Source organism: Geodermatophilus sp. DF01-2 (assembly GCF_004571065.1).
GTDB lineage: Bacteria > Actinomycetota > Actinomycetes > Mycobacteriales > Geodermatophilaceae > Geodermatophilus.
This window is the reverse complement of the sequence record NZ_SPQN01000109.1, coordinates 1-10,652: the sequence shown is the minus strand read 5'-3', so window position 1 is coordinate 10,652 and position 10,652 is coordinate 1. Positions and strand designations below refer to the sequence as shown.

The 10,652-nt window shown below is 73.3% G+C and carries 10 protein-coding genes and 1 pseudogene; 9 read left to right on the top strand and 2 right to left on the bottom strand.

Translation table 11 applies throughout. The features are described from left to right. A pseudogene (locus tag E4P41_RS19775) lies at positions 1–599 on the top strand (DNA polymerase III subunit gamma/tau); the annotation flags it as partial. Between the two features lie 96 nt (positions 600–695). Here the strand turns inward: E4P41_RS19775 and E4P41_RS19770 are convergent. Beyond that, positions 696–878, bottom strand: a complete 183-nt coding sequence (locus tag E4P41_RS19770; protein WP_209307819.1) for a hypothetical protein — start codon at positions 876–878, stop codon at positions 696–698. 79 nt (positions 879–957) lie between these two features. Here E4P41_RS19770 and E4P41_RS19765 point away from each other — a divergent pair, with 79 nt between their 5' ends. The 7 genes from E4P41_RS19765 (at position 958) to E4P41_RS19735 (ending at position 8,686) form a co-directional block, all read left to right on the top strand. After that, complete coding sequence (locus tag E4P41_RS19765) at positions 958–1,293, top strand: YbaB/EbfC family nucleoid-associated protein (RefSeq protein ID WP_135142942.1); 336 nt, start codon at positions 958–960, stop codon at positions 1,291–1,293. A 35-nt stretch (positions 1,294–1,328) separates the two neighbouring features. Then, positions 1,329–1,928, top strand: a complete 600-nt coding sequence (gene recR, locus E4P41_RS19760) for a recombination mediator RecR (RefSeq protein ID WP_135142941.1) — start codon at positions 1,329–1,331, stop codon at positions 1,926–1,928. Positions 1,929–2,664: 736 nt separating this feature from the next. Then, positions 2,665–4,365 carry an ABC transporter substrate-binding protein gene (locus tag E4P41_RS19755; protein ID WP_135142940.1) on the top strand — a complete coding sequence of 567 codons (1,701 nt, stop codon included), beginning with the start codon at positions 2,665–2,667 and terminating at the stop codon, positions 4,363–4,365. A gap of 71 nt (positions 4,366–4,436) precedes the next feature. Next, positions 4,437–5,441, top strand: coding sequence for an ABC transporter permease (locus tag E4P41_RS19750; RefSeq protein WP_135142939.1), 1,005 nt, complete (start codon positions 4,437–4,439; stop codon positions 5,439–5,441). Further along, positions 5,438–6,376: an ABC transporter permease gene (locus tag E4P41_RS19745; protein ID WP_135142938.1), complete on the top strand. Its 939-nt coding sequence runs from the start codon at positions 5,438–5,440 to the stop codon at positions 6,374–6,376. The genes E4P41_RS19750 and E4P41_RS19745 overlap by 4 nt, the downstream gene beginning before the upstream one ends. Before the next feature lie 58 nt (positions 6,377–6,434). Then, positions 6,435–7,550 (top strand): ABC transporter ATP-binding protein, encoded by a 1,116-nt coding sequence (locus E4P41_RS19740; RefSeq protein WP_245177506.1) that lies wholly within the window; start codon positions 6,435–6,437, stop codon positions 7,548–7,550. Then, complete coding sequence (locus E4P41_RS19735) at positions 7,547–8,686, top strand: ABC transporter ATP-binding protein (protein ID WP_135142937.1); 1,140 nt, start codon at positions 7,547–7,549, stop codon at positions 8,684–8,686. Before E4P41_RS19740 ends, E4P41_RS19735 begins: the two co-directional genes overlap by 4 nt. A gap of 56 nt (positions 8,687–8,742) precedes the next feature. On the opposite strand, the gene E4P41_RS19730 is transcribed toward E4P41_RS19735, so the two are convergent. Next, complete coding sequence (locus tag E4P41_RS19730) at positions 8,743–9,099, bottom strand: Rieske (2Fe-2S) protein (protein ID WP_135142936.1); 357 nt, start codon at positions 9,097–9,099, stop codon at positions 8,743–8,745. 159 nt (positions 9,100–9,258) lie between these two features. Between E4P41_RS19730 and E4P41_RS19725 the strand changes: the two genes are divergently transcribed. Then, positions 9,259–10,652, top strand: a 1,394-nt coding sequence (locus E4P41_RS19725; RefSeq protein WP_135142935.1) for a TPM domain-containing protein, incomplete at its 3' end; no start/stop codon positions are given.

Below are 10,652 nucleotides of genomic sequence, written 5' to 3'. Positions count from 1 at the left end.
CGCGCGTCGACCAGCCCCGACCGACGGCGACGTCGGCGCCCCGGGCCGCGGCCGAGTCCTCGCCGGCGCCGCGCGGCAGCGAGCCGATGCCGGTGGTGACGGCCAACCCGCCGCAGCCGGACGCCGCGGACGGCGAGCTGGACGCCGGCGACGTCCGGCGGGTGTGGCCGGAGCTGCTGGCCGTCGTCCGCCGGCACAAGCGGACCACCGAGGCGCTGCTGAAGTCCGCGCAGGTCCACGACGTGGCCGGAGGCATGCTGACCCTGTCCATGACCTCGCCGGCGCTGGCCAAGATGCTGGGCGACGACCTCAACAAGGACGTCGTCCGGACGGCGCTGCAGGAGCTGCTCGGCGTGCGGTGGAAGGTGCAGGCCGTCGTGGATGCGCCGGGCCAGCCCGCGCCCGGCCGCACCGTCTCCCCGGAGGCCGCGCGGGAGGCGGCCCGGGCCGCCGAGGCCGCCGAGGCGCGCGAGCTCATGGCCGAGCGGGCGGCGGAGGGTCCGGGAGGCGACCGCGCTCCCGAGCCGGCCGTCGACCCCGAGCAGGCGGCGCTGTCACTGCTGCGCACCCACCTCGGCGCCCGCCCCATCGACGACTAGGGCTCTCGTGGCCCCCTCCAGGGCACTGCCCCGAGCGTGCGAGGGGTGGGGAGGAGGGGGTCCTTTTGCCGGGACGAGGCCGGGGAGGCCGGCGCCTCAGTCCTGTGCGAGGACCTCGCCGAGGCGCTCGCAGCCCTCGCGGACGCCGACCTCCATGCCGCTGGCGACCATCGCGTCCGGGTCGGCGAAGGAGCCGACCAGCGAGGTCGAGGTCAGCCGGATGCGGCCGTCGCCGAGGTCCTCGAGCAGGAGCTTCTCCAACGCGACGCCGTCCGGCATGCCCTCGAAGGTCGTCGACCATCTGGTTGAGGACGCCGACGTCCCCGCACGTGTCGTCCCCCCGGCATACCCTCGGGTCATGTTCCCCGGAGGCCAGCCCGACATGGCACGTCTGCTCGAGCAGGCGCAGCAGATGCAGCAGCAGCTGGCTGCCGCGCAGGAGCAGCTGGCGCAGGAGGAGGTCACCGGCACGGCCGCCGGCGGCCTGGTCAGCGTGACGATGACCGGGCAGGGCGAGGTCACCGCGGTGACCATCGCGCCCGCGGCCATCGACCCCGACGACGTCGAGACCCTGCAGGACTCGATCGTCGCGGCCTTCCGCGACGCCTCCCGCGCCGTCAACGAACTCACCGCCAGCCGCATGGGGCCGCTCGCCGGCGGCCTCGGTGGCGGCCTGGGGCTGCCCGGCCTGTAGAGGTCGCGGCACCCCTCCACGACGAGAGGAACACCGTGTACGAGGGGGCCGTTCAGGACCTCATCGACGAGCTCGGCCGGCTGCCCGGCGTCGGGCCGAAGAGCGCCCAGCGCATCGCCTTCCACCTGCTGGCCGCGGAGTCCGCGGACGTCGGCCGGCTGGTCGCTGCGCTGCAGCGCGTGCAGGCCGAGGTCCGGTTCTGCAGCACCTGCTACAACGTCGCCGAGGGCGAGCGGTGCCGCATCTGCCGCGACCCGCGGCGCGGCGACGACGTCATCTGCGTCGTCGAGGAACCCAAGGACGTCGTGGCGATCGAGCGCACCCGCGAGTTCCGCGGCCGCTACCACGTGCTGGGCGGCGCGATCAGCCCGATCGAGGGCGTCGGCCCCGACGACCTGCGGGTCAAGGAGCTGATGACCCGGCTGATGAGCGGCGCGGTCACCGAGCTGATCATCGCCACCGACCCCAACCTCGAGGGGGAGGCGACCGCCGCCTACCTCGCGCGCCTGGTCGGCCCGCTCGGGCTGGCGGTCTCCCGGCTGGCCAGCGGCCTGCCCGTGGGCGGCGACCTGGAGTACGCCGACGAGGTCACCCTCGGCCGGGCCTTCGAGGGACGCCGCCGCATCGACGCGTGACGACGGCCGCGAGAGCATCGCGTCGAGGGGCGAGCGAGGGGTGGAGCGCGCGGAGTCCCCACCATGGGCATCCCCTGAGTTCGTGACCATCTGGCCGGTCGGGCCTGCTCGCCGCGACCGATGTGTCGGCGACGTCAGATCTCACGCGCGGAGTCAACGTATCGCGGCCCCTACTTCAGAATTCGGGCGGACTGTGTCCGTCTGCGTTGCATCCACCCGAGGAGGTCGCCTGCAGGCGGAACGGTTCTCGCAGTCCCCTGTGGGGAGGCTGGAGCACATCAGGGGAACGGACGGGCGGACGGGTCGGGAGTACGACCACGTCGCCTTCATCGCGGATCCCCTGAGCGGGGATCCAGACCTCTCCGCGTTCACCCGGCGGGCCGTGAGTCGAGCCGGGCACGCGCTCGGCCGCCTGCTGCAGGCTGGTCGCCGGGCTCCCCGGCCAGGACTGTTGCGGCGACCGATCCTGCGGCGGGAGGCGGCCCGGGCTGTCCCGGTCGTGCGGGCTGCCGCAGGATGATCCCGATGGGATCACCGAGGCAGGTGGTTCCATCACAGCCGGATCCGTGGAGCCTCGAGCGAGGTCACAGGATGGTGTCGATCGCCGGAGGTCGCTCACCAGCCGGGACGTGATCGGCCTAGGGTTCCCGAGCACGTCGTGCAGGTATCGCGCCGCACGGCCACCACATCGGGAACTCATCCGGCCCTGAGGGGCCACGAAGGCAGGTCTTCCGCGATGCATCGTCGTCCAGCCCGCGTGCTCGCCGCCTCGGCGGCCGCGCTCACCGCCGTCACGCTGTCCGCGTGCGCCTCCGAACGAGACGACTCCGGCGGCGGGGACTCGGCCGAGGGCCAGTCCGGCGGCACCATGGTCTTCGGCGCCGCCGGCGACCCCGCCATGTTCGACCCGGCGTTCGCCAGCGACGGTGAGACGTTCCGCATCGCCCGGCAGATCCACGAAGGCCTGTTCACGACCGAGGCCGGCGGTACGGAGCTGGTCCCCGCCCTCGCCGAGGACTACTCGGTCAGCGAGGACGGCCTGGAGTACACCTTCGAGCTCCGCGACGGGGTCACGTTCCACGACGGGACGGACTTCAACGCCGAGGCCGTCTGCTTCAACTTCGATCGCTGGCACAACTTCGAGGGCCTGGCCCAGAGCCCGAGCGCCTCGTACTACTACCAGGCGGTCTTCGGTGGCTTCGCCGACAGCGAGGACCCGGGGATCTACGAGAGCTGCGAGGCCGTCGACGAGAACACCGCGGTCGTCCGGTTCAACCAGGTGACGAGCAAGATCCCCGCCGCTCTGTCGCTGCCCGCCTTCTCCATCCAGAGCCCCACCGCGCTCCAGGAGTACGACGCCGACAACCTGTCCGGCAGCGAGGACGCGCTGACCTACACCGAGTACGCCCTCGAGCACCCGACCGGCACCGGCCCCTTCAGGTTCGAGAGCTGGGACCGGGGCAACGGCGAGGTCACCATCGTCCGCAACGAGGACTACTGGGGCGAGCCCGCGCTGCTCGACGAGATCATCTTCCGCACCATCCCGGACGGGAACACCCGCCGCCAGGAGCTGCAGGCGGGCACGATCGACGGCTACGACTTCGTCGCCCCCGCCGACTACGCGAGCCTCCAGGAGGAGGGCTTCCAGATCCTCGTCCGCGACCCGTTCAACATCCTGTACCTGGGCTTCAACCACGGGAACGTGCCGGGCACCAACGCCAACCCGGCGCTGCAGGACATCCGGGTCCGCCAGGCGATCGCCCATGCGATCGACCGCGAGACGATCGTCAACTCGCTGCTCCCCGAGGGCGCCGAGGTCGCGATCAACTTCATGCCGCCGACGGTCGACGGGTGGACCGAGGACGTGCAGACCTACGAGTACGACCCGGAGCGGGCCCGGCAGCTGCTGGAGGAGGCCGGGGCCGTGGGCACCACCCTGCGCTTCTACTACCCGACCGACGTCAGCCGGCCGTACCTGCCCGACCCGGCCGCGATGTTCCAGGTGATCAGCGAGGACCTGCAGGAGGTCGGTCTGCAGATCGAGCCGGTCGCCCTGCAGTGGAATCCGGACTACCTCCAGGCGGTGCAGTCGGGCCAGGCCGACATCCACCTGCTCGGCTGGACCGGTGACTACAACGACGCCTACAACTTCATCGGCACGTTCTTCGCCGAGGACCAGAACAACCAGGCGTCGGCCGAGTTCGGGGCGTTCAGTGCCCCGGAGATCTTCCAGGCGCTGGCCCAGGCGGACGCCGAGCCCGACCCGGCCGCCCGGATCGAGCTGTACCAGGCGGCCAACCAGCTGATCAAGGAGTTCCTGCCGGCGGTCCCGATCTCGCACTCGCCCCCGGCGCTGGTCGTGGCCGAGAACGTGCAGGGTCTCGAGCCCAGCCCGCTGACCGCCGAGGACTTCTCGACGGTCTACCTGGAGGACTGAGAGCCGACCGCGTACCGGCCGGCGCACCCTGCCCGCATGGACACCGTCGTCAGGAAGGGCTGACCCGACTCGTGCTCCGCTTCATCGTCCGGCGGCTGCTCCAGCTCATCCCGATCCTGCTGGGCCTGTCCGTGCTGCTGTTCGCGTGGTTGCGGGCGCTGCCGGGCGGGCCCGCCCGGGCCGCGCTGGGGGAGCGCGCCACCCCGGAGGCGATCGCCCGCTACAACGAGCTGTTCGGCCTCGACCAGCCCATCTGGGTGCAGTACCTGCGCTTCCTCGGCCGCGCGCTCACCCTCGACTTCGGCAGCTCCACCCAGTACGGGCGGCCGGTGACCGAGGTCTTCCTCGAGCGCTTCCCCGGCACCATCGAGCTGACCGTGTTCGCCATGGTCTTCGCCGTCGGCGTCGGCATCCCGCTCGGCTACCTGGCCGCCCGCCGGTACGGCAGCTTCCTCGACTCGGCGTCGGTGGTCGGCTCGCTGATCGGGGTGGCGATCCCGGTCTTCTTCCTCGCCTACCTGTTCCGGCTGCTGTTCGCCGTCGAGCTGGGCTGGCTGCCCGGCTCCGGCCGGCAGGACGTGCGCATCGACGCCACCCGCGTCACGAACTTCTACGTCCTCGACGGGCTGCTCACGGGTGAATGGGATGCCGCCTGGGACGCCGTCCTGCACCTGATCCTGCCGGCGATCGCCCTCGGCACGATCCCGCTGGCGATCATCGTGCGGATCACCCGGGCCTCCGTTCTCGACGTGGTCAACGAGGACTACGTCCGGACGGCGAACGCCAAGGGCCTGGCGACGTCGACCGTTCGGCGCCGGCACGTCATCCGCAACGCGTTGCTGCCGGTGTCGACGACGATCGGCCTGCAGACCGGTCTCCTGCTGTCGGGCGCGGTGCTGACCGAGACGGTGTTCGCCTTCGGCGGGGTCGGGCTGACGTTGCGCGACGCGATCACCTACCGCGACTTCGCCGTCCTGCAGGGCTTCATCCTCATGCTGGCCGTGGTGTACGTGCTGGTGAACCTGCTGGTCGACATCTCCTACGGCCTGCTCGACCCGAGAGTGAGGGCCCGGTGACCGTGCTGGGGCAGTACAAGCGGGAGCGGATCGACGCACTCGCCGCCCAGGCCGGCCAGCCCGAGGGCGAGGGCGGGGTCTCGCTCACCCGCAGCGCGTTCCGCCGGCTGCGGCGCGACCCGGTCGCGATCACCGGCGCCGTCATCGTGCTGGTCTTCCTCGCGGTGGCCGCCTTCGCCCCGCTGCTGGCCCCTCGGGACCCGATCACCCAGTATCTGCTGTCCGAGATCCGCCCCGGCTCGATCCCGGGTCCGCGCCAGGGCTTCCCGCTCGGCGTGGACAACCTCGGCCGCGACCTGCTCTCCCGGCTGATCTGGGGATCACGGCAGTCGCTGCTGATCGGGTTCGTCTCGACCGTGCTCGGGGTCCTGGTCGGGATGACCCTCGGCATCCTGGCCGGCGCCTTCGGCGGGTGGGTCGACGCCGTGGTGATGCGGTTCGTCGACATCCTCCTGTCGATCCCGGGCCTGCTGATGGCCATCACCGTCTCGGTCCTGCTCGGCCAGAGCCAGACGTCGCTGATGATCGCGATCGCGGTCACGCAGGTGCCCATCTTCGCCCGGCTGCTGCGCGGGTCGATGCTCGCGCAGCGGGGAAGCGACTACGCCGTCGCCGCTCGGGCGCTCGGCGTCAGGAGGGGCCGGATCGTCTTCGGGCACGTCCTGCCCAACTCGCTGTCGCCGGTGATCGTGCAGGCGACCCTGTCGCTGGCCACCGCGATCATCGAGGCGGCGGCGCTGTCCTTCCTGGGCCTGGGCGACCCCGACATCGCCCGGCCGGAGTGGGGAGCGATGCTGGCCAACGCGCAGGACTTCCTCTCCGTCCGGCCGGCGCTGGCGATCTGGCCGGCGCTGTGCATCATCGTGGTCGCGCTCGGCTTCACCCTGCTCGGCGAGCGGTTGCGCGAGGCCCTCGACCCGAAGTTCCGCCGATGACGTCGACCGAGGAGCGGAACGAGGGCGGAGTCGAGCAGGAGACAGGGAGGTCGGGACGGTGACCATCGAGTCTTTGCCCCCGGGGTCCTCGCCCCCGGGGTCCTCGCCCCCGGGGTCGTGGCCGGACGGGGACGCCCACCGCACCGACGTCCCGGTGCTGGAGGTCGACGACCTCACCGTCACCTTCACCCGCCGCGGCGAGCAGGCCACCCGCGCCGTCGACGGGATCAGCTTCAGCGTGACGCCGGGCGAGACGATCGGCCTGGTCGGGGAGTCCGGGTGCGGGAAGTCGGTCACCTCGCTGGCCGTCATGGGGTTGCTGCCCCGGCGTGGCGTGCGGATCGGTGGGTCGGTGCGCTTCGACGGGCAGGAACTCGTGGGGGCCGACCAGAGACGCCTGCGGGCGCTGCGCGGCGCCGACATGGCCATGGTCTTCCAGGACCCGCTCTCCTCGCTGAACCCGGTCGTGCCGATCGGCACCCAGGTCACCGAGGTGCTGCTGGAGCACCGCGGGATGTCGCGCAGGGAGGCCGCCGACGAGGCGACCCGTCTGCTCGACCGCGTCGGCATCCCCGACCCCACCCGCCGGCTCAAGGAGTACCCGCACCAGCTCTCCGGCGGCATGCGGCAGCGGGCGCTGATCGCCATGGCGCTGGCCTGCTCGCCGCGGCTGCTCATCGCCGACGAGCCGACCACCGCCCTCGACGTCACCATCCAGGCGCAGATCCTCGAGCTGCTGCGCGAGCTGGTCGTCGACTCGGGGACGGCGCTGGTGATGATCACCCACGACCTCGGTGTCGTCGCCGGCCTCTGCGACCGGGTGCACGTCATGTACGCGGGGAAGATCATCGAGACCGCCGATCGACACGAGTTGTTCGCCCGGCCCCGGCAGCCCTACACCGGCGGGCTGCTCGCGTCGGTGCCGCGACTGGACGCTGGACGCGGCGTCCCGCTCACGCCGATCCGCGGGTCGGCGCGCGACGCGATCCCGTGGGCCGAGGGCTGCGCGTTCGCCCCGCGCTGCGACAACGCCCAGGACGACTGCCTCACCGAGGTCGCGGGCAGCACCGTCCCGCTGGAGTACGACGGCCCAGGCCGCGAGCTGCGCTGCCGGCACCCGCTGGAGCACCCCTCGGTGGGCGCCGGAGCCACCGCCGCGGGCGCCGCCCGATGACCGCCCCCGACCGGCCGCTGCTGCGGGTCGAGGACCTGCAGGTGCACTTCCCGATCAAGCGGGGGGTGTTCTTCGACCGCACCGTCGGCCACGTCCGCGCCGTCGACGGGGTGAGCCTGTCCATCGACCGCGGAACCACCTACGGGCTGGTGGGGGAGTCCGGGTGCGGCAAGTCCACCCTCGGCCGCGCCGTCCTCCGGCTGGTCGAGCCGACCGCCGGCCGGGTGGAGTTCGACGGCACCGACGTCGCCGCCCTCGGCGGCGAGACCCTGCGCCGGATGCGACGGCGGATGCAGATGGTCTTCCAGGACCCGCTGGGCAGCCTCGACCCCCGGCAGGACGTCGAGTCGCTGCTGTCCGAGCCGCTGCGGGCGCACGGCCTGGGTGGCGGGAAGGCCGGCATCGCCGCGCGGATCCGGGAGCTGCTGGACGCCGTCGGGCTGCCGGCGGCCGCACTGCGGCGCTATCCGCACGAGTTCTCCGGCGGGCAGCGGCAGCGCATCGGCATCGCCCGCGCGATCGCCCTCGAGCCGGACCTGCTGATCGCCGACGAGCCGGTCTCCGCCCTCGACGTCAGCGTCCAGGCCCAGGTGGTCAACCTGCTCGAGGAGATCCAGGAGCGGCTCGGCCTGACCTACCTGGTCATCGCCCACGACCTGGCCGTCGTCCGGCACATCAGCGACGTCGTCGGGGTGATGTATCTCGGCTCGCTGGTCGAGCAGGCGCCGTCCGACGTCCTCTACGACGAGCCGCTGCACCCCTACACCCGGGCGCTGATGAGCGCCGTCCCGGTGCCCGACCCGGTGGTGGAGGAGCGGCGCGAGCGGATCCTGCTCGCCGGCGACCTGCCCTCGCCGGCCGACCCGCCCAGCGGGTGCCGGTTCCACACCCGCTGCCCTTGGCGGCAGGAGACCCGGTGCGCCGACGAGGCGCCGGTGCTGCGCGAACTCGCGCCGGGCCACCTGGTGAGCTGCCACTGGGCCGAGGAGATCCGGGACGGCGTGCTGCGGCCGCGGTCGCCGGAGGAGGCGCTGCACGCCACGGCGCCCTCGGCGGAGGGGCCGCGACCGGTCGAGGAGGACGACGGCATCTTCCTCGGTCGTGACCGGCCGGTTCCCCGTCAGGAGCAGGCGTAGCGGGTGGCCCGGGGCGGAGTCGCTCGACGACGGTTCCCGGCCCCGAGCGACTCCGCTCACTCGAGGACGACGTCCTTCCCCCGGCGGGTCGCCCGGCGGACCCGCAGCCGCGCGATCCGGCCGATCGCCGCGATCAGCTGCGTGTAGCCCGGCGTCGACCCGTGGTAGCCGAGGAAGCCGTGCGGGCCGTCGAGCATCTCGCCGGTCCGGACGTCGTAGCGGCTCTGGTGCCAGGGGCAGACCAGGCAGCCCTCGGCGTCCAGCGTGCCCCTCGACAGGTCGGCGAGCTGGTGCCGGCAGCGCCGGGAGACGGCGAAGTACCGGCCGTTCCGGTTGCCCACGGCCCAGTCGCCGGCGCGGCGGACCGCTCCCGGCGGCAGGTCGGCGGCGGGGATCCGGTCGGGTTCGGTCATGCGTCCTCCACGTCTCGCGCGAAGAGTCCACGGTTCCTTCCCGCAGGCGCTCCGCTCCTCGCTGCGATGCCCACGCCCCCCGGCCTACCCCCGCGGGCCACGGAGCAGACCGTCCGGCGCGGGTAGGGTCGCCGCACCCGATTCCGCGGAGGTCCCCTCGTGCGCCGGCTGTCCGCCGTCCTCGCCCCGCTGGCCGCCGTCGTCCTCCTCGGCGCGGGCCCCGCGCTGGCCGAGCCGCCGTTCGACGTGCCCGAGCAGGTCACCGACCGCGCCGGCGTGCTCGTCGGCGATGAGTCTTCGGTCGAGGCCGCGGTCGCCGAGCTGCAGGCCGAGGAGCAGGTGCAGCTGTTCGTCGTCTACGTCGACTCCTTCGCCGGCCTCGATCCGCGCGAGTGGGCAGACCGGACCGCGGAGCTGTCCGGGTTCGGCGGCAACGACGTCCTGTTCGCCGTCGCCGTCGAGGACCGGCTCTACGCGTACGACCCGCCCGCGGACTTCTCGCTCTCGCGCCAGGAGATCGAGGAGCTGATCGCCTCCGACGTCGAGCCGGAGCTCACCGCCGGGGACTTCGACGGGGCGGCCGTCGCCTTCGCCGAGGGCCTGGGCAGCGGTGGTGAGGGTGGCGGCGGGCTGGGCGCGATCGCCGTGGTGGGCGGCATCGCGGCGCTCGCCGGCGGCGCCTACCTGGTCGCGCGGTCCCGCCGCCGGAGGCAGGGGCCGCCACCCACCCGGCGGCTGGAGCGGCCGGACCCGCACGCCGGCGTCCCCACCGAACAGCTGGAGGGCCAGGCCAGCACGGCGCTGCTCGAGCTGGACGAGGCGGTCAAGACCTCCCGGCTCGACCTCGACTACGCGCGGCTGCAGTACGGCCAGGAGGCGGTCGCGGGGTTCGCCGAGGCGCTGGCGGCCTCGGAGCAGGAGCTGGCCCGCGCCTTCGCGCTGCGCCAGCAGCTGGACGACGAGTCGGGCGGCCGGGGACCCGGCACGGACGAGCCGACGAAGCGGCGGGTGCTCGCCGAGATGCTGCAGTTGACCACCGCGGCCGACGCCCGCCTCGACGAGCAGGCCGAAGCGTTCGACCGGCTGCGCGACCTGGAGCGCACCGCGCCGCAGGCCCTCGACGCGCTCACCTCGCGGATCACGGCGCTGCGCGGGCGGCTGCCCGCGGACGAGGAGCGGTTCGCCGTGCTGCAGCGGCGCTACGCACCGGCCGCGCTGGCACCCGTGACGGACAACCTGGTGCAGGCCCGGGCGCGGCTGGCCGCGGCCGAGCGGGCGGTGACCGAGGCGCGCGGCGACCTCGCGGCCGGCAGGGCGGGCGGAGCCGTCGGGGACATCCGGGTGGCCGAGGACGCCCTGGCCCAGACGAGCACGCTGCTGGACGCCGTCGGGCGGCTGGCCGGCGACCTGCAGGCGGCCGAGGCCCGGGTGACGCAGGTGCGGGCCGAGAGCGAGGAGGACCTCGCCGAGGCCCGTGCGCTGCTCGCCGCGGGCACCGACGGCGGGCTGCGGCCGCAGGTCGCCCGGGCCGGGACGGCGCTGTCCGCAGCCAA

Coding starts and splice junctions, on each gene's coding strand:
- E4P41_RS19770 (WP_209307819.1), bottom strand. CDS start 878: ATGCCGGACGGCGTCGCGTTGGAGAAGCTCCTGCTCGAGGACCTCGGC.
- E4P41_RS19765 (WP_135142942.1), top strand. CDS start 958: ATGTTCCCCGGAGGCCAGCCCGACATGGCACGTCTGCTCGAGCAGGCG.
- E4P41_RS19755 (WP_135142940.1), top strand. CDS start 2,665: ATGCATCGTCGTCCAGCCCGCGTGCTCGCCGCCTCGGCGGCCGCGCTC.
- E4P41_RS19735 (WP_135142937.1), top strand. CDS start 7,547: ATGACCGCCCCCGACCGGCCGCTGCTGCGGGTCGAGGACCTGCAGGTG.
- E4P41_RS19730 (WP_135142936.1), bottom strand. CDS start 9,099: ATGACCGAACCCGACCGGATCCCCGCCGCCGACCTGCCGCCGGGAGCG.